Source organism: Rhizobiales bacterium NRL2 (assembly GCA_001664005.1).
In the GTDB taxonomy this organism is placed as follows: domain Bacteria; phylum Pseudomonadota; class Alphaproteobacteria; order Minwuiales; family Minwuiaceae; genus Minwuia.
Map to the genome: position 1 here is coordinate 4,562,773 of CP016093.1, position 21,810 is coordinate 4,584,582.

Annotated in this window: 18 protein-coding genes and 1 other annotated feature; of the genes, 7 read left to right on the plus strand and 11 right to left on the minus strand. The window is 69.4% G+C overall.

Annotation, left to right across the window (positions count from 1 at the left end; translation table 11 throughout):
• Window positions 1–8: 8 nt before the first annotated feature.
• Both TEF_21335 and TEF_21340 read right to left on the minus strand, forming a co-directional pair.
• Window positions 9–737, minus strand: a complete 729-nt coding sequence (locus TEF_21335) for a hypothetical protein (protein ID ANK83059.1) — start codon at window positions 735–737, stop codon at window positions 9–11.
• A complete protein-coding gene (locus TEF_21340; protein ID ANK83060.1) occupies window positions 737–2,686 on the minus strand; it encodes a hypothetical protein in 1,950 nt (649 codons plus the stop codon). The genes TEF_21335 and TEF_21340 overlap by 1 nt, the downstream gene beginning before the upstream one ends.
• 164 nt (window positions 2,687–2,850) lie before the next feature.
• On the opposite strand from TEF_21340, the gene TEF_21345 reads away from it, so the two are divergent.
• Together TEF_21345 and TEF_21350 are read left to right on the plus strand one after the other, a co-directional pair.
• Window positions 2,851–6,324 (plus strand): hypothetical protein, encoded by a 3,474-nt coding sequence (locus tag TEF_21345; protein ANK83061.1) that lies wholly within the window; start codon window positions 2,851–2,853, stop codon window positions 6,322–6,324.
• 7 nt (window positions 6,325–6,331) lie between these two features.
• A complete protein-coding gene (locus TEF_21350; protein ID ANK83062.1) occupies window positions 6,332–7,312 on the plus strand; it encodes a hypothetical protein in 981 nt (326 codons plus the stop codon).
• Here the strand turns inward: TEF_21350 and TEF_21355 are convergent.
• The gene (locus TEF_21355; protein ANK83063.1) at window positions 7,309–8,265 is read right to left on the minus strand and encodes an acetyl-CoA carboxylase carboxyltransferase subunit alpha; all 957 of its coding nucleotides are present in this window, start codon (window positions 8,263–8,265) and stop codon (window positions 7,309–7,311) included. The genes TEF_21350 and TEF_21355 overlap by 4 nt on opposite strands.
• 32 nt (window positions 8,266–8,297) lie before the next feature.
• Complete coding sequence (locus TEF_21360) at window positions 8,298–9,050, minus strand: 3-oxoacyl-ACP reductase (GenBank protein ID ANK83064.1); 753 nt, start codon at window positions 9,048–9,050, stop codon at window positions 8,298–8,300.
• A 92-nt stretch (window positions 9,051–9,142) separates the two neighbouring features.
• On the opposite strand from TEF_21360, the gene TEF_21365 reads away from it, so the two are divergent.
• A complete protein-coding gene (locus tag TEF_21365) occupies window positions 9,143–9,508 on the plus strand; it encodes a hypothetical protein (protein ID ANK83654.1) in 366 nt (121 codons plus the stop codon).
• Between the two features lie 134 nt (window positions 9,509–9,642).
• Here TEF_21365 and TEF_21370 read toward each other — a convergent pair whose 3' ends face one another.
• The 7 genes from TEF_21370 to gcvT form a co-directional block, all read right to left on the minus strand.
• A complete protein-coding gene (locus TEF_21370; protein ID ANK83655.1) occupies window positions 9,643–10,146 on the minus strand; it encodes a hypothetical protein in 504 nt (167 codons plus the stop codon).
• 130 nt (window positions 10,147–10,276) lie between these two features.
• A complete protein-coding gene (locus tag TEF_21375; GenBank protein ID ANK83065.1) occupies window positions 10,277–10,579 on the minus strand; it encodes a hypothetical protein in 303 nt (100 codons plus the stop codon).
• Between the two features lie 61 nt (window positions 10,580–10,640).
• Entirely contained in the window at window positions 10,641–11,447 is an 807-nt protein-coding gene (locus TEF_21380) for a hypothetical protein (GenBank protein ANK83066.1), read from the minus strand.
• A gap of 3 nt (window positions 11,448–11,450) precedes the next feature.
• Window positions 11,451–12,959 (minus strand): glycine dehydrogenase (aminomethyl-transferring), encoded by a 1,509-nt coding sequence (locus TEF_21385; protein ID ANK83067.1) that lies wholly within the window; start codon window positions 12,957–12,959, stop codon window positions 11,451–11,453.
• Window positions 12,956–14,302, minus strand: coding sequence for a glycine dehydrogenase (aminomethyl-transferring) (locus TEF_21390; GenBank protein ID ANK83068.1), 1,347 nt, complete (start codon window positions 14,300–14,302; stop codon window positions 12,956–12,958). Before TEF_21390 ends, TEF_21385 begins: the two co-directional genes overlap by 4 nt.
• Complete coding sequence (locus tag TEF_21395; protein ID ANK83069.1) at window positions 14,302–14,679, minus strand: glycine cleavage system protein H; 378 nt, start codon at window positions 14,677–14,679, stop codon at window positions 14,302–14,304. The genes TEF_21390 and TEF_21395 overlap by 1 nt, the downstream gene beginning before the upstream one ends.
• A 17-nt stretch (window positions 14,680–14,696) precedes the next feature.
• Window positions 14,697–15,803, minus strand: coding sequence for a glycine cleavage system protein T (gene gcvT / locus TEF_21400; protein ANK83656.1), 1,107 nt, complete (start codon window positions 15,801–15,803; stop codon window positions 14,697–14,699).
• 175 nt (window positions 15,804–15,978) lie between these two features.
• Window positions 15,979–16,075: a binding site (glycine riboswitch), on the minus strand.
• A 174-nt stretch (window positions 16,076–16,249) separates the two neighbouring features.
• Between gcvT and TEF_21405 the strand changes: the two genes are divergently transcribed.
• The 4 genes from TEF_21405 to TEF_21420 all read left to right on the plus strand — a co-directional run bounded on the left by TEF_21405 (window position 16,250) and on the right by TEF_21420 (window position 21,761).
• On the plus strand, window positions 16,250–18,271 hold the full coding sequence (locus tag TEF_21405) for an elongation factor G (protein ID ANK83070.1): 2,022 nt from the start codon (window positions 16,250–16,252) through the stop codon (window positions 18,269–18,271).
• 67 nt (window positions 18,272–18,338) lie between these two features.
• Window positions 18,339–19,130 (plus strand): hypothetical protein, encoded by a 792-nt coding sequence (locus tag TEF_21410; GenBank protein ANK83071.1) that lies wholly within the window; start codon window positions 18,339–18,341, stop codon window positions 19,128–19,130.
• A 130-nt stretch (window positions 19,131–19,260) separates the two neighbouring features.
• Window positions 19,261–20,724 (plus strand): hypothetical protein, encoded by a 1,464-nt coding sequence (locus tag TEF_21415; GenBank protein ANK83072.1) that lies wholly within the window; start codon window positions 19,261–19,263, stop codon window positions 20,722–20,724.
• 62 nt (window positions 20,725–20,786) lie between these two features.
• Window positions 20,787–21,761 carry a mononuclear molybdenum enzyme YedY gene (locus TEF_21420; protein ANK83073.1) on the plus strand — a complete coding sequence of 325 codons (975 nt, stop codon included), beginning with the start codon at window positions 20,787–20,789 and terminating at the stop codon, window positions 21,759–21,761.
• The last annotated feature ends 49 nt before the right edge of the window (window positions 21,762–21,810 follow it).

Consider the following 21,810-nt stretch of genomic DNA (forward strand, 5'->3'; position numbering starts at 1 on the left):
CCCGCCGGCTACTGCGCCAGGCGCTGCAGCAGCCGTTCCGCCTGCCGCCGGCAGCCGGCCCCGGCCATCCAGGCGGCGCGCCGGGCGTCCGTCTCCAGCGACGCCGGCACGAAGCGCAGCCGCATCTCGGCCGGACGCGGCGCGATGGCGAGGCGGATGGCGTAACGCCCGCCGTCCTCGGCCGGCAGGGCCGCGGGCCAGTCGAGGAACTGTTCGCCTTCCAGCCACAGTGCAGTGACCGGCCCGCCCGTGCCCGCAGTCAACACGGTCTCGGATTCGGCGGCCATCAAGGCCGGGCGCCAGAGCCGGATCGCAGCGCCTTCGGGCACGCAGACATCGCCCGAACGGCCCACGTCGACGACATAGACCGCCTCGGCCACCTGGCCCGGCGCGGCGCGGATCGCGCCCAGCACCTGCTTCTCCTCCTCGCGCTCGCTGACCAGCTTTCCCAGATTGGCCATCAGCCCGCCGCTGCCGGAATCGGTCGCGGCGGCTGCCCCCAGCGGGCCCTCGAAGGGGCCGTCGACGGTGCGGGTCGAACCGTCCGGTTCGACGATGACGATGCTGGCGCCGGCGGGCAGGCTGACGGCCTCGGCCGGATCGAGAAAGGCGCCGGCCTCGAGGCCGGGCGCGGTCGATTCGATGACGACGATCTCGCTGGCCTCGGCGGCCCCTGTGAAGAGGCCCGCGGCCATGAAGAGCGCGGCGAACAGCGCGCGGCGGAGCGGGTGGTCCATCACTTCTCCCTCAGTTCGAAGGTCGAGCCGCGCTCGCCGGCCGCCAGCCGTGCCAGATGCAGGGCGATCAGCGGGTCTGCCGGGTGCCGCCGGCCCAGTTCCGCAAACCGCCGCACTGCCTCCTCGGGCGCATTGTCGAGCGCTTCCATGGCCGAGAGATAGCATGCTGCGTCCTCGCGCTGTAGCCCGTCGAGCGGGGCGAAGACCGCGACCGGCGTCTTCTTGCCCTTCAGCACAACGTGGCCTACAGGGCGCAATGCGGGCAGATCGTCCGCACCGCCGGCCTCGGCGATCGCAGCGCCGCTGATCGCCACCCGGGTCCCGAAGCTCTTGTTCGCGCCCTCCAGCCGGGCGGCGGTGTTCATGGCGTCGCCCATCGCGGTGTAGTCGAAGCGCCGCTCGCCGCCAAAATTGCCGACCGTCGCCTCGCCGCTGTGCACCCCGATACGGGTCACACCCAGACCGTCGCCGGCATGGCGGCGGCGGAAATCCTCGGCGAAGACGTCCAGCGCCAGGGCGCAATCGATGGCGCGGCGGGCATGGTCGGGTTGATCAACCGGCGCGCCGAACAGCGCCACGACCGCATCGCCGATGAACTTGTCCAGCGTGCCGCCATGGGCGAGGACGATGCGGCTCATGCCGTCCAGATAGGCGTTGAGCAGCGCCGTCAGTTCCGCGGCGGGCAGCTTCTCGCTCATCGAGGTGAAGCCGGCGATGTCGGTGAACAGGAAGCTCAGCCTGCGCCGCTCGCCGCCCAGCTTCAGCCGCTCCGGCGCGGCGGCGAGGGCGTCGACGAGCTGCGGCGCGACGTAGTGGGCGAAGGCGTTGCGGATGAAGCGCTTCTCGCGCCGGTTGCGCAGCGCGTCCAGACTGCCGGCCGCAGCGAAGGCAAGCACGAAGGCGGCGGCCGTCGGGGCGACCGGCAGCAGCAGGTCCTCGGCGCGGATGGCCTGAAGCGCGGCGGCGAGCCAGGCGGCCGGCAGGACAAGGCCTGCCAGCGCCTGCTGCCAGAAGGGCCGGCCGCTGAACCCGACCGCCGCGCCGAGCAGTCCCGCCGCCAGGGCGATGGCCAGGGCGCCCGTGCGCCCGATTCCGTCGAGCGCGCGGCCGTCCAGCATCTGGGCCGTGACATGGGCGTGGACGATGACGCCCGGCAGGCTGGCCGGGGCTTCCGGGTCGGCCGAAAGCGCGGTGCGGTGGCGGTCCTGCTGCGGCAGGTCGGCGCCGATCAGCACCGCCCGGCCCTCCAGCCAGTTGCGCAGTACGGCCGGCCGGGCCGCCATCAGGGGCAGGCCGTGCGCGGGCAGGATCTGGAACGGCTCCTTGCCGTCGGCGGTACGGCCCAGCCAGTCGATGATCTCCGGCGCCCGCGCTTCCGATGCCACCGCCGCGGCCGGCAGGGAGCGCATGCCCGCCACCGCGTCTACAGGGACGTGACGGCGGACGATCCCGTCGCCGTCGAACAACAGACCCGCCGCACCCGGCTCGGCGCCGCTGGCCTGGATGAAGGACTCCAGCCAGGCCTGCTGTTCCTCGGTCAGCCCGGCGCGGGCGTCACCCCAGGCGACGACGACGGGCGCGGGAAAATTGCGGATCGCCTTCGCCAGACGGAGGTCCTTCTCCGGCTCGGTCGGCTGGTCGAACAGGATGTCGAAGGCGACGCTGCGCACCCCGGCGTCACGGATGGCCTCCAGCACATCCGCCAGGAAGCCCCGGTCCACGGGCGAACGATAGGGCAGGCGCGCCATCGTCGCCTCGGTGATGGCGACGACCGAGATCCCGGGATGCTGGGCGGGGGCCGGGGGCCGCGCCACGGCCTGCAGGCGGTCGGTCAGTCCGCCTTCCAGGGCGGCGAACGGCGGCAGGCCTGCGAACGCGCCCAGCGACGCCGCCGCCGCGCCCCCGGCGACCAGCAGGCCGAGCGTCCAGCGCCGCCATCCGCCGGGCAACGCCCGCAGCCAATCCCCTCGCCTCGCCAGCAATTCCGCCCCTCTTTCGTGCGCCGGTTCCTCCGCTTCACTATGCCGCCCCGGCCCGCCAAAGTCTTTAACCGGAACGGAAAACTGTGGCAAAGTTCACGTTCAACTCGTCCGAGGGAACACCGGAAAACAACATGACGCTTCCTGTCCTGGTCCGGCTCTTCGCCGCCGCGGCCATGCTGCTGGCGGCCGCTGCGTGCTCGATGCACATCGAGACGCCGCCGATCGACCCCATGAACCCCGAGCCGGAGCTGTCCGAGACCCGCAAGGTCCGGCTGGCGGCGATCGACCTGGGCGACAACGCCCCGCCCATGCCGGCCATCGAAGAGCTCCGCATCCCGCCGATCGACCCGGATGTACGCCTGCCCCGGGCCGGTGAGAAAACCGCCTTCGGCCTGACGGTGACGCCGGAGCTCGAGCAGCTCTGGCGGGCGGCGCTGGACAAGGACTGGCAATACTGGGAGGCCCGGCTGCAGGAGGCCGAGGCCTCGCTGCCCGACACGCCGGAGGCGAAGTTCTTCCTGCAGTCGCTGCGCATCCAGACCCTGATCCATGCGGGCCGGACCGACGATGTGTTCGTCGCGCTCGAGACCTTCCGCGACATGGAATACGAACTTTTCGGCGACAACGCCGAGACGCTGTCGCAGTACGGCCAGGTGCATTTCTGGCTGGGCGAGCCCGACAAGGCGATCGGCTACTACACCCAGCTTCTCGCCGACGCGGGCGACTGGTGGATCCCTGACTTCTTCTACGGCATCCCCGACAACACCGGCACGGTGACCCGCATCGCTAAGGCGATGGCGCGGGCCTATATCGGCATGGCCGGCGCCTACCTGATGAAGCACGACTACGCGAAGGCGGTGCACTGGGGCCAGCGCGGGCTGGAACGCCAGCAGCAGGTCATCCGGCTGACGCAGCATCCGGTCTTCGGGCTGGTGGTGAAGGCGGACGCCCATCTCTACGAGGGCGAGGCCTGGCTGCTGACCTTCCTCGGCTCGGCCAGGATCGGCCTGACCGGCGACGTGGCGGGCAACCGCCCGATCCTCGAGAAGGCGGGGGCTTATTTCGAACAGGCCCAGTACCGCTGGAGCGACCTGGTCGTGAAGTCGATCAGCGACTACGCGCTCTACGACATCGGGCTGAAGCGGCAGGCGACCGACGTCATCGGCGTGCTGCCCGCGCCGGCGCCGGCGACGGCGGAACGCCTGTCCCGGGCCGTGCGCTTCCGCCCCGACGACCTGACCGCGCGCGAGGACATGACCCTTCCGGTCCCCGCCCGCCACACCATCGCGCTGCCTGGCGAGGGTCAGGTGAACAGCTACGACTTCGTCGTCACGCCGGCGCTGGCGCGCGTCAACGACGCATTCCTGGCCGGCGAGTACGAGACCGCGCTGGAACACCTCGACACGGCAGCGGCCGAAGCAAGCAGTCCGCTGCAGCGCTGGCATGCCTCCTTCAGCCGGGCGCGCACGCTCATCGCCGCCGGCCGGGCAGCGGACGCCGAGTCGGAGCTGGCGCGGACCGAGACGCTGGAGATCGCCTATTTCGGCACCAACCTGGGCAGCCGCGCGCTGCGCGGCGAAGCGCGGTTCTGGCTGGGCGACTACGAGGCCGCGATCCGCGACGAGCTGTCGGTCGTGGAAGCGCTGGGCGACTTCCGCGCGCCGACGCTGTTCGTCTTTCCACCCCAGATCCCGCAGCTCGCACTGATGAACCGGGCGCAATTCCGCGCCTATCTGGTCATCGCCAACGCGTTGATGTTCCAGGGCGACTATGCCGCCGCTCTGCCCTGGGCCGAGGCCGCCGAGCAGCTGTTCGAGGAAAGCCACTACGCCTGGCAGCACCAGCTCTACAGCGCCTATCTGAAGCTGGACGCGGACATGTTCTACGGGCGCGGGGTGAATCTGGCGGTGATCGCGGCGGCGCGGATGCAGGATGGCGGCGACGCCCGGCGCGCCGACCGGACCTTCGCCTCCGCCCGCGCCTATCTGCAGGCCATGGGCTATGACGCCGGCGTTTCCATCGTCGAGGCGGTCCGCGCCCGGGCCCTGCTCGACGCCGGACAGCCCGCGAAAGCCGAGATTGTCGCCGCCGAGGCCGCCGAACAGGCCGCGCGGCGCGGTCTCGCCGGCATGTTGTGGCAGCTTCAGGCGCTCCGCGGCGAGGCGCTGCTGGCGCTCGGCCGGCCGGCGGAAGCCGAGAGCGCCTACCGCGCCGCGCAGCTCGGCATCGAGGGTGTCACCGGCGCGCTCTCCACCGACAGCGCCAAGCGCCGCTTCGGCGTCGGCAAGGACGAGGTGACGCGTGTGCTGGCCGAACTCGCCCTGGCGCGCGGCGATCTGGATGCGGCCTTCGCCGATCTGGAACGTGGCCGGGCCCGCGCCTTCGTCGACATGCTGGGCCGGCGGAGCGTGGCCGAGGGACGCCAGGCGGAACTGGTGGAGCGCATCCGCGGCGTCTCCGACGCCATCCGCCGCCAGCGCATCGTCAATGCCGCGCCCGGCGCCGGCACGGCCGAAGGGGTCACCCGCGTCGCCGGGCTGATGGACGACCGGGTGGCGCTGGTGACGGAACTGCGCCGACGCGATCCCGAGATGGCCGACGTTCTGAACGTCTCCAGCCGGCCGCTGGCCGAGATACGCGCCCGGCTCGCCCCGCAGGACCGCCTGCTCTATGCCCTGCCGGCCGCCGACGGCGGCGAGCCGATCCGCTTCCTGGACATCCGCCGCGGCGGCGTCGCGCTCGGGACGACGGCGATGACCGGAGACGAACTGGAGCGGGCGCTGACGCCCTTCGCCTCCGACGAGCCGTTGAGGCATGCGCCGGCGCAGACGGCGGCGGCGCGGACGATCACCGAGGGGCTCGGCCTCGATGGCGGCGCGGACAGCGGCGTCCTCTATGTGGTGCCGAGCGGTCCGCTCTATTTCGTGCCGTGGGGCGCGCTCGCGATCGAACGACCCGTGGTCGTACTGCCCACGGGCGGCTGGCTCGCCCGGGGCGCCGAAGGTCGGAGTCGCGTCCGCCGGGCGGCCATCGTCGGCGACCCGCATCTCGGCACCAGCTGGGTTTCCCTGCCGGGCGCCCGGACCGAGGCGGAAGACATCGGCCGGCTCTACCGCGCCGAGACGCTGCTTGGGGGCCAGGCGACCGAGACCGCGCTCCGCGCTGCGGTCGGCGACGGCGTCGGCGTGCTCCACCTGGCGACGCATGGCCTGTTCGACGCCCGCGATCCGCTGGCCTCGGCCATCCTGCTCAGCGACGGGACCGGCCAGGCGCCGCTCACCGCCGCGCGCCTGTTCGAGCAGCCGCTGGCCGCCGATCTGGTCGTGCTGTCGGCCTGCGAAACCGGCCTGGGCGCGGCGACGGCGGGCGACGATTTCCTGGGGCTTGCGCGCAGCTTCTATCTCGGCGGCGCGCGGGCCGTGGTGAACAGCCTCTGGCCGGTGCACGACAGGCCGACGCGGATCTTCATGACCGAGTTCCACCGTCTCGCCCGCGGCGGCGACTACGGCGGCGCCTGGCTGGCCGCCCGCGACCGGCTCAGGGCCGAGGGTTTCCCGCCTTCGGTCTACGGCGCGTTCGTGCTCGGCGGCGCGGCTTCCGGCTGAGGCGGCGATGACCCGGCCCGTCGCCCACCCCGTCCTGGCGGAGATCGAACGCCGCCGGGCGGGCGGGCCGCGCGACCCGGACATCCGGCTGGCCCTGGTGATCGAGGGCGGCGGCATGCGCGGCGTGGTCTGCGGCGGCATGGTCGCGGGACTGGAAGCGCTGGGCCTCACCGAGGTCTTCGACGAGGTGATCGGCAGTTCCGCCGGGGCAATCGCCGGCGCCTATTTCGTCGCCGGTCAGGCCGCCTTCGGCACGCGCATCTTCTACGAGGAAATCAACAACCGCCGCTTCATCTGGAAGCCGCGGCTGTTCATGCGCCGGCCCGTGGTCTCGGTCGACTTCCTGCTGGACGATGTCTGCCGCGACGCCAAGCGGCTGGACTGGCGCGCCGTGCTGGCGGCCCGCTCGCGGCTGGTCTGCGTCGCCGCCAACCTCGACCGGGAATGCGCCGCGGCGCTGACCGGTTTCGCCGACGACAAGGCGCTGTTCGCGGCGATGAAGGCCAGCGCCCGCATCCCGGCCGTGGCCGGGCCGCCGGTCGTCATCGATGGCGAACGCCATGTCGACGCCGGCGTGTTCGAGAACATCCCGCTGGCCACCGCCGACAGTCGCGGCGCGACGCATGTGGTGGCGCTGTTGACCCGGCCCGAAGACACGCCGGCACCGGAACTGGAGCGGATCGAGCGCTTGCTGATCGTGCCCTGGCTCGACCGCCAGAAGCCGGGCCTCGGCGCCGGCTACCGCCTCTCGCCGGCGCGCTACGCCGGTGAACTGGCCCGCGCACGGGGTGTCGCCCCCTGCCCTGACGGGGCTGCCGTCCTGGCGATCGCGCCGACGGCGGCGCGGCCGGAGATCTCCAATATCGAGGTGGATGCGCGGATTCTGCAGCAGGGCGCGCTGGACGGCTACACGGCCGTCCTCGACGCGTTCGGCCGCCCGGCCCCGACCACACCGCCGGCGGCGCTGCGCCTCGACCGCCTCGGCTAGCCGATCGCGCGGCCGATCTTCAGGAACTTCTCGCGGCGGCGCTCCAGCAGCTTGTCGGCGGGCACCGCCTCCAGCTCCTTCAGGGTCTCCGCGATCACGTCGCCCAGCCCCATGATGGCGGCGCCCGGATCGCGGTGGGCGCCGCCCACGGGCTCCTCGATCACCATGTCGGCGACGCCGAGGCGCTTCATGTCCTGCGCGGTCACCTTGAGCGCCTCGGCCGCGTCCTGGGCGCGGTCGGCGGAGCGGAACAGGATCGACGAGCAGGCCTCGGGCGAGATCACCGAATAGACCGAGTTCTCCAGCATCACCACCCGGTCGCCGACGGCCAGCGCCACGGCGCCTCCGGAACCGCCCTCTCCCGTGATGCAGGCGATCAGGGGCGTCTTCACGTTCAGGCAGACCTCGATGCAGCGGGCGATGGCCTCCGCCTGGCCGCGCTCCTCGGCGCCGACGCCCGGATAGGCCCCGGCGGTGTCGACGAAAGTAAGGATCGGCAGACGGAAGCGCTCGGCCAGCTTCATCAGCCGCTGCGCCTTGCGGTAGCCCTCGGGACGGGCCATGCCGAAATTGTGCTTCAGCCGCGCTTCGGTGCTGGCGCCCTTCTCGGTGCCGATGACCATCACGCTGCGTCCGCGGAAGCGGCCCATACCGCCCATCATCGCCTTGTCGTCGCCATAGGCGCGGTCGCCGGCGAGCGGCGTGTAGTCCCGGATCAGACCGTTGATGAAATCACCCGCATGGGGCCGCTCGGGATGGCGCGCGACCTGCGTCTTCTGCCACGGTGTCAGGGTCCGGTAGGTGTCGGTCAGAAGCTTCTGGACCTTGGCCTCCAGGGTTCCGACCTCGCTGTCGATATCGACCTCCTGGCCGCCCTCGGCCAGATGCCGCAGTTCGCGGATCTTGCCTTCCAGTTCGGCGATGGGCTTTTCGAAATCGAGATAGGTCTTCATGTTCCGTCCGCGTTGTTGGGCTGCCGGCAGGACTAGCGCAACATCTGCCCGCCGTCCACGGCGACCGTCTGACCGGTGATCCATGAGGCCGCGTCGGAGGCCAGGAAGACGGCGAGGTTGGCGACCTCCTCCGGTGCGCCCATGCGGCCGAAGGGAATGGAGGCCTGGATCGAATCGTAAAGGGGCCGGTTGTGCTGGCGCGCCTGGTCCCAGACGCCGCCCGGAAACTCGATCGAGCCGGGCGCGATGCAGTTGACGCGGATGTTCTTCTCCGCCAGCGCCGCAGCCTGGGTGGTGGTGTACTGGATGACCGCGGCCTTCACCGCGCCATAGGGCGGCGTCCGGGTCGAGTTCTGCAGGCCCGAGATCGAGGAGATGTGGACAAGGCTGCCGCCGCCGGACTTCTCGATCAGCGGGATCGCCGCCCAGCCGGCCCGGACCAGCGCCATCAGGTCGACGTCGATGCTCTTCTTCCAGCCTTCCTCGTCGTCGCCACGCCCGAAGCCGGACGGATTGTTGACCAGCACGTTGAGGCCGCCAAGCGCGGCGGCGGCTTCTTGGATGTAGACTTCAAGCCTTTCGGGGTCAGCGACGTCGCAGATCGCCGTGTGCACCGTCACGCCGGCTTTCTCCAGCTCGCCCCGGGCGGCGTCGAGCGATTCCTGTCCCCTGGCGCAGATCGAGACGTTGGCGCCCTCCGCGGCGAAACCCTTCGCGATGCCGAGGCCAATGCCCCGGCTGCCGCCGGTGACGATGACGTTCCTGCCCTTCAGGCCGAGTTCCATGGACTTCCCCCGCTCGATATTGCTTGATTCCCCGGCGCGGACGCGCATCCCGCAACCATATGGACACGACCGGCCCGAAAGGAACCCGCAACATGGCGATTTCGGCGGAATTCCGCGACCATCTGCTGGAACTGCTCGACCCCCTGGGCGGCGTCGAGGCGCGGCGCATGTTCGGCGGCGCGGGCCTGTTCAGAGGAAACCTCATGTTCGCGCTGATCGTCGGCGACGTCGTCTATCTGAAGACCGATCCGACGACCCGGGCCGCCTTCGAAGCGCGCGGCAAGGGGCCCTTCGCCTATGACACGAAACACGGCCGGCGCGTCATCGCCGGGCTGCACGAACTGCCCGAGGAACTGTTCGACGAGCCGGACGAACTGGTCGAATGGGCCCGCACGGCGTTCGAGGTCGCCTGCCGCGCCGACGCCGCGAAACCGCCGTCCAAGCGCAAGCGGGTCTGACGGCGGGGCGCGATCCTGCGTATGTCATCCCGGCCTTGCGCGGGGATCGGGATCAGGACGAACCGTCGCCCGAACCTTACGAACATTGGAGACGGCGGGCCGGCCGGCCCATCCATCCCCGGCCCGCCTGCGTTTCAGGCCTCGCCGACGCAGTCCATCATCGCGGCCTCGGCGGCATCCTCGGCGGACTTGCCGCCCCAGAGGACATACTGGATCGCCGGATAGATGCGTTCGCATTCGCTGAAGGCGATCTCGAACAGCGCCTCGATCTGGTTCGGATCGATCTCGCCGTCCGCGCCCAGCAGCAGCGCGTGACGGAACAACAGCAGCCCCTCGTCGCGCCAGAGGTCGAAATGGCCGATGGTCATGCGTTCGTTGGCCAGGATGACCAGCGGATGCAGCGCCTTCTGCCGGCCCTCCGGCAGCTTCATGTCGAAGACGCAGGCGAAGTGGAGGGCGTTGATCTCCGGACGCCAGGAAATCCACAGATGGAAGTCGCACCACTTGCCGCTGACGCCGACCGTCATTTCCTCCTCGGTCGAGCGTTCGACGGGCCATTCATTGGCGTCGACGAACTCCTCGATCGTGTCGAGCGGATTGATGACGGACGGTTCAGCGAGTTCGATCAACAGTCCCATGAGATCGTCCTCCACTGCTGGATGCGCCGGGGCCGAAACCCTGCACATATGGAGCGTAAAGCGAATCGCTACGCTAGATATAGGCTAAGTGTGGCGGAGTCAGGGCGTCAACAAACTTGCGCCCGACGCGTCAAGCGCCCGCGTCGCCGGCCTTTTTCCGACGCGGCGCACGCTTCGGTTTCTTCAGTTCGGCGATTTCACGGCGAAGCGATTCGATTTCGCCCGACAGTCGCTCGTTTTCCATGCGCGCCTCGGCCGCCATTTCCTTCACCGCCTCGAAGCTGTCGCGGTCCACGAGGTCCATGTCGGCCAGAATGCGTTCCAGCCGCGTACGCACCGCCGCCTCGGCCTCGTCGCGGGCACCCTGCATGGCGCCGGCGGCGGAGGTCATCAGCCGTGCGATGTCGTCGAACAGCGGATTTCGCGTCTGCATGTGAGCCTCGTTTGCGGTCGAGGCCAGACTATGACGCGGATGGGTCCGGGGGCGCAACGCGTCAACGCCGCACGGGGCCGATACGCGCCAGCAGTGTCGGCAGATCGGCGAGATAGGGCAGTCTAGCCTGCGCCCGCGCGACCGAGTCCCGGTCGATTACCGCGCCGATCAGCGTCTCGTCCTCGACCCCGGCGCGGGCGCGGACCTCGCCGAAGGGCGAGACGATGCAGCTCAGTCCCGCACAGGCGAGGCCGTTCTCCTCGCCTGCGTGGTCGGCATAGACCATCCAGACACCGTTCTCGAAGGACCGGGCCGGGATCATGGCGTCGGCGACGACCCGCCATTGCCGCGCCAGCGCCGTCGGCACGAGGATCGCCTCGGCCCCCGCCCGGGCGAGCGCGCGGACGGCTTCGGGGAATTCCGCCTCGTAGCAGATCAGCATACCGCAGCGCAGGCCGGCGACCTCGAAGACGGCCGGGGGCTGATCGCCGGGCGCAAAGACCTCGCCCTCGTAGCTCGGCGGCAGAAGAAGCTTGCGGCGGCGGTTCAGTAAGCCCCCGTCCGCCCCGATGCAGATGGCGGCGTTGTAGAGACAGTCCCCGTCCCGCTCCGGATAGCCAAAGGCGAGGGCCGTGCCGCGCCGCCGCGCCAGGTCCGCCGCGGCCTGCGCGAAGGGGCCATCCGCCGGTTCCGCGCGCTCCCGGATCCGGTCGAGCCCGATGTTGTATCCGGACATGAACAGCTCCGGGCAGACCACCAGGTCATGGGACTGGTCGTCCATGGCCCGCGCCAGCCGCGCGAGCCGGTCCGTCGGACGGCCGCCGGGCCCGCTCTGGAAGACGCCGACGCGCACCGGGCGCGCGTCCACCGCTCAGTCCGCCGCCTCGGCCGCCGCTTCTTCGGGCTCCCAGCGCAGCACCGGATTCCGCGCCGCCCGGGTCTCGTCGAGCCGCCGCCTCGGCGTCAGCACCGGCGCCTGCTCGAACATCTCCGTCTCGCCGGCCTTCGCCTTCTCGACGAGGCCACGCATGACGCGGATGAACTCGTCCAGCGTGCCGCGGTTCTCCGTCTCGGTCGGCTCGATCAGCATGGCGCCGTGGACGACCAGCGGGAAGTAGACCGTCATCGGGTGATAGCCCTCGTCGATCAGGGCCTTGGCCAGCCCCATCGTGTCGACGCCGCTGCCGTTCAGGCCCTTGTCCGAGAACAGCGCCTCGTGCATGCAGTGACCCGCGTAGGCGGGCGGCAGCACGTCCTTCAGCCCGGCGAGAACGTAGTTGGCGTTGAGCACCGCGTCCTCGGCCACCTGCTTCAGGCCGTCCCTGCCGTGGCTCATCATGTAGGCGAGGGCGCGCACGAACATGCCGAACTGGCCGTGAAAGCCCTTCATGCGGCCCACACGCTGGCCGCCGTCGTGCTCGACCAGCTCGAAGGCGCCGTCCTTCTCCACCACCATCGGCAGCGGCGCGTAGGGCGCCAGCGCCTCGGAGAAGACCACCGGCCCGGAGCCCGGCCCGCCGCCGCCATGGGGCGTGGAGAAGGTCTTGTGCAGGTTGATGTGCATGGCGTCGATGCCCAGGTCGCCGGGCCGCACCTTGCCGACGATGGCGTTGAAGTTGGCGCCGTCGCAGTAGAAGTAGCCGCCGACCGCATGGATCTTCTCGGCGATCTCGACGATGTCGGTCTCGAACAGGCCGCAGGTATTGGGGTTGGTCAGCATCACCCCAGCGACATCGTCGCCCAGCTTCTCCTCGAAGGCCTTCATGTCGACGCGGCCGCTCTCGTCGGCGGGAATGGCGTCGACGGCATAGCCGCACATGGCCGCTGTCGCCGGGTTGGTGCCGTGCGCCGACTCCGGCACCAGCACGCGGCTGCGGCTCTCGCCCTTCGCGTCGAAGGCAGCGCGGATGGCCATCAGGCCGCAGAGTTCGCCATGGGCGCCGGCGCCGGGCGAGAGCGCCACCGCCGGCATGCCGGTCAGCGTCGTCAGCCAGTGCGCCAGTTCGTGCATCAGCCGCAGCCCGCCCTGCACGGTGGAGACCGGCTGCATCGGGTGCAGGTCGCCCAGGCCGCCCAGACGCGCCACCTTCTCGTTCAGGCGCGGGTTGTGCTTCATGGTGCAGGAGCCCAGCGGGTAGAAGCCGTAGTCGATGGCGTAGTTCATCCGGCTGAGGCGCACGAAGTGGCGCACGACCTGCGGCTCCGACAGGCCGGGCAGGCCGATCGGACCCTTGCGCTTCAGCCCGCCGAGGCGGCTCGCCGCCTTCGGGCCTTCGGGCAGGTCGACGCCGCTCCGGCCCTCGGCGTCCTGCTCGAAGATCAGCGGCTCGTCCTTGTCGAGGCCGCGCGCGCCGGAAATGGTCTGCTTCGCTTCGGTCATGCCAGCGCCTCCTTCAGCGCGTCGCGGAACGACGCGATGTCTTCTTCGGTCACCGTCTCGGTGGCGGCCACGATCAGCAGCCGCTCGCGGCTTTCGTCGCCCGGCCAGAGCCGGGAGCCGGGAATGCCGCCCAGCACGCCATTCTCCGCCAGCGCCTCGACCACCGGGCCGGCCGGCTTCGGCAGCTCCAGCGTGAATTCGTTGAAGAAGACGTCGGTCTTCAGGTCGACGCCGTCGATGGCCGACAGCGCCTGCGCCGCCGCAGCCGCGGTGCGGTGGTTGAGATCGGCGAGCGCCGTCATGCCGCTTTCCCCCAGCAGCGTCGCGTGGATGCAGAAGGCCAGCGCGCAGAGGCCGGAATTCGTGCAGATGTTGCTGGTCGCCTTCTCGCGGCGGATGTGCTGTTCCCGGGCGTTGAGCGTCAGCACGTAGGAGCGGCGGCCGTCGACGTCGACGGTCTCGCCGGCCAGCCGGCCGGGCATCTGGCGGACGAACTTGCGCCGGCAGGCGAACAGGCCGACATGCGGACCGCCGAAGCTCAGCGGCACGCCCAGGCTCTGGCCTTCGGCCACCACGATATCGGCGCCCATGTCGCCGGGCGGCGTCACCGCGCCCAGCGAGACGACTTCGGCCACGGCCACGATCAGCAGCGCGCCCTTCGCATGGCAGGCCTCGGCCAGCGGGCCGAGGTCGCGCAACTGGCCGTAGACGTCCGGATTCTGGACCACCACCGCCGCCGTGTCGTCGTCGATCGCGCCGGCGAGATCCTCCTCGGCGCCGGGCGCGGCTTCCAGCGCCACGGTCTCGAAGTCGGTGAAGCGCGTCAGGTTCAGCGTCGCGTCGCGGTAGTGCGGATGCAGACCGCCGGACAGCACCGTCCTGCGGCGCTTGTTGACCCGGTGGGCCATCAGCACCGCCTCGCCGCAGGCGGTCGCGCCGTCGTACATGGAGGCGTTGGCGACCTCCATGCCGGTCAGCAGCGCGACCTGGGTCTGGAACTCGAACAGGTACTGCAGCGTGCCCTGGGCGATCTCCGGCTGGTAGGGCGTGTAGGAAGTCAGGAATTCGGAGCGCTGGATCAGGTGATCCACGGTCGCCGGGATATGGTGGTGATAGGCCCCGCCGCCGATGAAGCAGGGCGCCGTCGACGGGCCGAGATTGTCCGCCGCCAGCTTCCGGAAATGGCGCTCCACCGCCATCTCGCTCATGTGGTCGGGCAGGCCCTCGATCGGTGCGTTCAGCACCCTGGCGGGCACGTCGTCGAAAAGGTCGTCGATGCTGCCGACGCCGATCGCCTTCAGCATCATCGCCCGGCTGTCGGGCGTCTGCGGCAGGTAGCGCATCAGTTCAGGGTCTCCAGGTAGTCCTCATAGGCCTGCCGGTCCATCAGGCCGTCCAGTTCGGACCGGTCGTCCAGCGTCATGCGGTAGAACCAGCCGTCCCCCTCCGGGCTCTCGTTCACCAGCGCGGGGTTGTCGTCCAGGGCATCGTTGCGGGCGGTGACCTCGCCGGACACCGGCGCGTAGACTTCGCTCGCGGCCTTCACGGATTCGACCACCGCCGCCTCGGCGCCCCGCTTCACCTTCGCGCCCGGCTCGGGCAGCTCGACATAGACGACGTCGCCCAGCTGATCCTGGGCGTAGTCGCTGATGCCGATGGTGGCCTCATCGCCGTTCAGTTCGATCCATTCGTGATCACGGGTGAATTTCATCTCGGACATCGGTGCGTGGCTCCTGCTCAGCGCTTGTAGTTGCGGGTAACGAAAGGAAGGGCCGTGACGGTCATGGGCAGCGACCTGCCGCGCTGCACGGCCGCGACCGCGCCGCCGGGAGGCGCGAACCCGACGGTGACATAGCCCATGGCGACCGGATGGCCGGCCGTGGGGCCGAAGCCGCCGGAGGTGACGCGGCCGATGACATTGCCGTCGGCGTCGGCGATCTCCGCGCCTTCGCGGACCGGCGCGCGGCCTTCCGGCTTCAGGCCGACGCGCAGCCGGGCGGGCCCGTCGGCCAGTTCCTTCAGAATGCGGTCGGCGCCGGGAAAACCGCCCTGCTCGCGGCGGCGTTTCTGCATCGCCCATTGCAGGCCGGCCTCGACCGGCGAAGTGGTCTCGTCGATGTCATGGCCATAGAGACAGAGACCGGCCTCGAGCCGGAGCGAATCCCGCGCGCCGAGGCCGATCGGCTTCACCCGTTCGTCGGCCAGCAGGCGCTCGGCCAGTTCCTCGACGCGGTCGGCCGGGACGGAAATCTCGAAGCCGTCCTCGCCGGTATAGCCCGAGCGCGAGATCCACAGATCCACGCCTTCCCACATGAATCCGGTGGCCTGCATGAAGCTCAGCGTCTCGACGCCGGGCACGATCGCCTGCAGCGCCGCCTCGGCCTCGGGCCCCTGCAGCGCCAGCAGGGCGCGGTCATCCAGGGTCTCGAGACGGACGCCGGCCGGCAGACGCTCGCGCATGTGGGCGACGTCGCCTTCCTTGCAGGCGGCGTTGAGCACCAGCAGCAGATCGTCTCCGCGGCGGGTGACCATGAAATCGTCGATGATGCCGCCCTTGTCGTTCAGCAGCATGGAATAGCGCTGCCGCCCGGGCTTCAGCTCCCGCACGTTGGACGGGATCAGCGTCTCCAGCGCCTTGTCCGCATCCGGCCCGCTCAGGCTCACCTGGCCCATGTGAGAGACATCAAACAGGCCGGCCGCCTCGCGGGTATGGCGGTGCTCGGCCATGATCCCCTCGAACTGCACGGGCATGTCATAGCCGGCGAACGCGACCATCCGTCCGCCCAGGCGGCGGTGCAACTCGTTCAGGGGGGTCGTCCGTACGCCGTCCGCGCTCTCGTTCACACCGATCCTCCGCGACAGGTCCATTGGCACGCGCCCGCCACGACCGGTTTTCACCGCGGCCGGCATGCCCCCTCTGTCACGGAACCTGAGAGATTGCGCCGGAGAGAACCTCCCTCCCGCCTTACCCCTTCGGTGAGGAAGACGGCCTCAGCCGCCTGCCTGCTTTCCAGAGCGTCGTCCTTCAGCGGTCCCTATTGCCTGAGAGTTTCCGGGGCGGTTGCTCCTTCGGCGCCGGACGGGCGGGCCCGTCCGGTCTCTCCCACTGAATTCGACCGAACGCGGACCAATGTGCCGACGATTCATCATGTCGTCAATTGGCCAGCGGATGACGATCCGATGACATTTCCCGCCGATTGCCCTTGCGGAAACCCCTCAGGCTTGAAACCATTTGCTCCCGTGGCGCGGCCCCGGGGCGGACGGAAAAGCAACAAGGGAGGAGCCGTCAGATGTCGGGAGGAAGAGCCGAAGGCCCCAGAAACATCGCCATTGTGGGACCCTATCTGAGCGGGAAGACCTCGCTGCTCGAGAGCATTCTCTTCGCCACCGGAGCGGTCGACCGCAAGGGCGGGGTGAACCAGGGCAACACGGTCGGCGACGGTTCGGCCGAGGCGCGCGAGAAGCAGATGAGCGTCGAGGTGAATGCCGCGACCACCGCCTATCTGGGCGACGAATTCACCTTTCTCGACTGTCCCGGATCCATCGAGTTCATCCAGGAAGCCGCGAATGCGCTGGTCGGCGTGGATGCGGCGGTGCTGGTCTGCGAGGCCGACCCGGCCAAGGCGACGGCGCTGCAGCCCTGGCTGAAGCTGCTCGACGAACTGGACCTGCCGCGTTTCATCTTCGTCAACAAGGTCGACCGCGCCAGCGGCGACGTGCAGACCGTGACCGAGGCGCTGCAGGCCGTCAGCGAGAAGCCGCTGATCCTGCGCCAGCTTCCCATCGTCAAGGACGAGATCATCACCGGCTATGTCGACCTGGTCCAGGGCCGGACCTACGTCTACCGCGAGAGCGGGCCGTCGGAGCTGATCGAGGCCGGGAGCGAGGTCGCCGACGTGCTGGGCGAGGCCCGCTTCGCCATGCTGGAGCAGCTCGCCGACTTCGACGACCATCTGATGGAAGAGCTGCTGGAGGACATCGAGCCGGAGAAGGAAGAGGTCTTCCGCGACCTGACCGACAACATGCAGGCCGGCAACATCGTCTCCGTGCTGATCGGCGCGGCGGAACGCGAAAGCGGCGTGCGCCGGCTGCTGAAGGCGCTGCGCCACGAGGTGCCGGGTCACGGCACGGCGGCGGCCCGCGCCGGCGTCGATCCCGCCTCGAAGGATACCGTCGCCCAGGTGCTGAAGACCTATCACACGCAGCATGGCGGCAAGCTCTCCCTGGTCCGCATCTGGTCCGGCTCGATCGCCGAGGGCGACGTCCTCAACGGCGACCGGGTCGGCTCCCTGGGCCAGCTCATGGGCCAGCAGTTCAACAAGCTCGACCGCGCCGAGGCCGGCCAGGTGGCGACGCTGGGCCGGATGGAAGGCATCGTCACCGGCGATGTGCTGACCGCCGGCGGCGAGGCGCCGAAACTGCGCCGCGCGCCGCGCTTCGCCCCGGTCTTCGCGCTGGCGCTCAATGTCGAGAACCGCAATGACGAGGTGAAGCTGTCCGGGGCGCTCGCCAAGCTGATGGAGGAGGATCCCTCGCTCTCGGTGGAGCAGAACGAATCCACGCGCCAGATGCTGCTCTGGGGGCAGGGCGACCAGCACCTGAAGGTCGCCGTCGCGCGCCTGAAATCCAAGTATGGCGTCTCCGTCGACACCGAGAAGCCGAAGGTTCCCTACAAGGAGGCGATCCGGAAGGGCGTGACACAACATGCGCGCCACAAGAAGCAGTCGGGCGGCCACGGCCAGTTCGGCGACGTCACCGTGGAGATCAAGCCCCTGCCGCGCGGATCCGGCTTCCAGTTCGACGACAGCATCACCGGCGGCGTCGTGCCCAAGCAGTACATCCCTGCCGTCGAGGCCGGCGTGAAGGAGTATCTGAGCCACGGGCCGCTGGGCTTCGAGGTGGTCGACCTGGCGGTCACGCTCACCGACGGCAAGTATCACGCCGTCGACAGCTCCGAGCAGGCCTTCAGGACCGCCGGCCGCATGGCCATGGCGGAAGGGCTGCCGCAATGCGATCCGGTGCTGCTGGAACCCGTCCTGCAGGTGCAGATCATGGTGCCCAATGAGCACACGGCATCGGTCAACAACCTGATCAGCGGCCGGCGCGGGCAGATCCTGGGCTTCGACGCCCGCGAGGGCTGGCCGGGCTGGGACCAGGTCTCGGCCTATCTGCCCCAGGCGGAAGTGGGCGACCTGATCGTGGAACTGCGCTCGCTCACCCAGGGCGTCGGCACCTTCACCTTCGAGTTCGACCGCCTGCAGGAAGTGACCGGCCGCGCCGCCGAACAGGCCATGGCCAACGCCGCCGCCTGACGCCTGCCCTTGTCCCCGGCGGACGGAGCACCGAAGATGCGCGCCGCCAACAAGGGGGACAGAGCGCATGGACAGGGCCGAAGAAGCGGCGCAGCAACTGATGGACGTCCGGACCGGCCGGCGGCGGATCGCCGCCCTGCCGCCGGAACTCGCGCCGGCGGACCCCGAGGCCGCTTACGGAATTCAGCGCCACATGCGCCGGCTGATCGGCGAGGGCGGCGGCGGCCGCCAGATCGGCTGGAAGATCGGCTGCACCAACGAACGCGCACAGGCCCATGTCGGCATCGACGAGCCGTTCTACGGCGGCGTCTTCGAAGCCACGGCCTGGACCTCGCCCGCCGAGATCGACGCCAGCGGCTTCTTCATGACCGTGATCGAGGCCGAGATCGGCTTCCTGATGGGTGAGGACCTGCCCGCGGCGGCGGCGCCCTACGACCCCGGCTCGGTAGCGGACGCGGTGAAGGCCGTGCTGCCCTGCATCGAGATCGTCGACAGCCGCTACGAGGACTGGACCGGCGTCGGCGCGGCCCACATGATCGCCGACAATGGCAGCCATGGCGGCTGGATCCGCGGCGCGCCGGTCGCCGACTGGCAGGCTCTGGATCTCTCCGAGATCGAGGTGACGCTTTCCGTGGACGGCAAGACCGTCCGCGAGGGCAACGGCTTCGCGGTGATGGGCAATCCGATCAACGCGCTGACCTGGCTGGCCAATGTCCGCGCCGTCTATGCCCGGGACGGACTGAAGGCGGGCGACTTCGTCTCCACCGGCACGACGATCGACGTCTATCCGGCGAAGGCCGGCGAAAGCCTGGTCGCCGATTTCGGGCCGCTGGGCGAGGTCCGGTTCCGGATCGTCTGAGACGGGTCCGGATCAAGCCGGAGCCGAAATGAAACCTTAAGCTTTCCCGTTCTAGCCTTACCGCTCCACCCATGTGCGGAGACAGTAGGGTATGACGACTCCGGCATCGCAACCGGGGCGGGACGAGGGGATGGAAACGCCGGATGCGAAGTCCGCCGGCCGCCGTATATGGTGGTCGGGGGAGTTCGCGGATCCACTGCTGGAAAACGCTTTCAAGACCGCCAGCTACGATCAGTTCGCGGTCCAGCACACGATCCTGGGCGTGATTATCATGCTCGTCGCCGGGCCCGTCTTGCTTGCAGATTATCTGCTTTACCACGACTGGGCCTGGGCCGGGCCCTTCACCGTGTTTCGCGGCTTCCATTTCCTGCTGCCGGGCCTGTGGGTTCTCGGCTGTCGGCTGCGCTGGCCGCGGAAGCGCATCGCGGCGATCGTCAGTCTGTATGTCTTGTTCATCGTCGGCGAGACACTGGTGCTCATCCTGGTCAACGACGGCCATTACGAGCTGACGGTCATCCGCATGGTGATCTTCCTGATCGCCGGCAACATCCTGCTGGACATCGACGCCCACTGGCGGCTGTTCTGCAACGTACTGCTGCTGGCCATCGGCTCGGTCGGTTTTCTCTACGCTTTCGACCTGCCGATCGAGATCCGCGTCGTCGAAACCTCTCTGTTCGTCGCCTCCGCTCTGATCGGCAATTCGGCGGCCGCGTGGCAGGCGGGAACGCGGCGCACCGACTTCGCGCGCAAGCTGGATCTGGAGGCCGCCAATGCGGCGCTGAGCGAGGCGCGCCGGAGATCGGACGAGGCCAGCGCCGCCAAGTCGGTCTTCCTGGCCAATGTCAGTCACGAACTGCGGACGCCGCTCAACGCCGTGATCGGCTTTTCCGAAACCCTTCGCACGGAGCTTTTCGGACCGCTCGGCCACAGCAAGTACAAGGAATACGTCGGCGACATCCACCAGAGCGGCCGCCATCTGCTGATGCTGATCAACGATCTGCTGGACCTGTCGCGCATCGAGGCCGGCAAGCTGGTCATCGAACCCGAATGGACGCCCCTAGCGGCGGAAGTGCGGGACTGGCGCGCGATGATGCGCCCTGCCCTGGAGGAACGGCGCCAGACCCTGGAGATCGATCCCGGATGGGATGCCTTCGAGATATGGATCGACCGGCGTTCGCTGCACCAGATGATCGTCAACCTGCTGACCAACGCCAGCAAGTACGCCCCCACGGGCACGACGATCCGCCTGGGCTTCGACCAGAACGGCCACCGCGAGACGGTACTTTCGGTCTGCGACGAGGGGCCGGGCATGAGTCCGGATCAGCTGGAACGCATTCTGCGGCCCTTCGAACAGGCCGACTCGCGGACGGCGCGCGATACCGACGGCTGGGGCCTGGGCCTGCCGCTGACCAACGCCCTGGCGGAAGCCAATGGCTGTGCGTTGCAGATCGACAGCCGCCCCGGTGAGGGCACCGCGGCGCGGCTGCGGATCCCCGCGGACAGGGTCCGGCCGCGCACCGGGGCCGGCGACGCCTTCGGGGTGCCCCTGGCCAGCGAGGCCGGAGCCTCTGACGGCGGCGTCACGGCCCTTTGATTGGCGCGTCAGCGCCGCGGGGGTCAACTTCGTTTCCGTAACGAAGCCACAGGGAGTCCGACATGCTGATCCGGAAACGACGCGGCTGGGAGATCCCGGAGAGCCAGGTGACGCCCGAGCATGTCTTCCTCAACCGCCGCCAGATCCTGAAGGCCGCCGGTTTCGGCGCCGCCGGCATCCTGGCGTCGCGCGGTATCGGCCCGGCCCGCGCGGCCGAGGAGACGATCCCCACCGCCGACCTCTACCCGGCGGCGCGCAACGACGCCTATACGGTCGAGCGCGCCATCACCGACAAGGACATCAACTTCACCTACAACAACTTCTACGAATTCGGCTCCCACAAGCGCATCTACCGCGACGCCCAGGATCTGGAGATCCGGCCCTGGACCGTCGAGATCGCCGGCATGGTCGACAACCCGAAGACCTGGGACATCGACGACCTGGTGCGGACCATGGGCGTGGAGGAGCGTATCTACCGCCACCGCTGCGTCGAGGCATGGTCGATGGTGGCGCCCTGGGCGGGTTTCCCGCTGGCGAAGCTGGTCGCCGCCGCCGGCCCGAAACCGGACGCGAAATATGTCGTCTTCAAGACCTTCATGGACCCCGATACGGCCCGCGGCCAGCGCCAGAGCTGGTATCCCTGGCCCTATGTCGAGGCGATGACGGTCGCCGAAGCGATGAACGAAATGCCGTTTCTGGTCACCGGTGTTTACGGCCAGCCGCTGGTCAAGCAGATGGGCGCGCCGATCCGCCTTGCCCTGCCCTGGAAGTACGGCTTCAAATCCATCAAGTCGATCGTCTCGATCGAGTTCACGGACACGCGGCCGAAGACCTTCTGGGAAGAGATCCAGCCCGCCGAGTACGGCTTCTGGGCCAATGTGAACCCGGAGGTCGACCACCCGCGCTGGAGCCAGGCCACCGAGGAGGTGCTGGGCACCGACGGGCGCGTGCCGACGCAGATCTACAACGGCTATGGCGAGCAGGTCGCCCATCTCTACAAGGACATGGACCAGAGCGCCCGCAGTCTCTGGATGTAGGTCCGGCGCCCCCCGGACCAGCCGGGCCGCGACGGCGAGAGCGTCGTCA

Coding starts and splice junctions, on each gene's coding strand:
- TEF_21335 (ANK83059.1), bottom strand. CDS start 737: ATGGACCACCCGCTCCGCCGCGCGCTGTTCGCCGCGCTCTTCATGGCC.
- TEF_21345 (ANK83061.1), top strand. CDS start 2,851: ATGACGCTTCCTGTCCTGGTCCGGCTCTTCGCCGCCGCGGCCATGCTG.
- TEF_21350 (ANK83062.1), top strand. CDS start 6,332: ATGACCCGGCCCGTCGCCCACCCCGTCCTGGCGGAGATCGAACGCCGC.
- TEF_21355 (ANK83063.1), bottom strand. CDS start 8,265: ATGAAGACCTATCTCGATTTCGAAAAGCCCATCGCCGAACTGGAAGGC.
- TEF_21360 (ANK83064.1), bottom strand. CDS start 9,050: ATGGAACTCGGCCTGAAGGGCAGGAACGTCATCGTCACCGGCGGCAGC.
- TEF_21365 (ANK83654.1), top strand. CDS start 9,143: ATGGCGATTTCGGCGGAATTCCGCGACCATCTGCTGGAACTGCTCGAC.
- TEF_21370 (ANK83655.1), bottom strand. CDS start 10,146: ATGGGACTGTTGATCGAACTCGCTGAACCGTCCGTCATCAATCCGCTC.
- TEF_21375 (ANK83065.1), bottom strand. CDS start 10,579: ATGCAGACGCGAAATCCGCTGTTCGACGACATCGCACGGCTGATGACC.
- TEF_21385 (ANK83067.1), bottom strand. CDS start 12,959: ATGACCGAAGCGAAGCAGACCATTTCCGGCGCGCGCGGCCTCGACAAG.
- TEF_21390 (ANK83068.1), bottom strand. CDS start 14,302: ATGCGCTACCTGCCGCAGACGCCCGACAGCCGGGCGATGATGCTGAAG.
- TEF_21395 (ANK83069.1), bottom strand. CDS start 14,679: ATGTCCGAGATGAAATTCACCCGTGATCACGAATGGATCGAACTGAAC.
- TEF_21405 (ANK83070.1), top strand. CDS start 16,250: ATGTCGGGAGGAAGAGCCGAAGGCCCCAGAAACATCGCCATTGTGGGA.
- TEF_21410 (ANK83071.1), top strand. CDS start 18,339: ATGGACAGGGCCGAAGAAGCGGCGCAGCAACTGATGGACGTCCGGACC.
- TEF_21415 (ANK83072.1), top strand. CDS start 19,261: ATGGAAACGCCGGATGCGAAGTCCGCCGGCCGCCGTATATGGTGGTCG.
- TEF_21420 (ANK83073.1), top strand. CDS start 20,787: ATGCTGATCCGGAAACGACGCGGCTGGGAGATCCCGGAGAGCCAGGTG.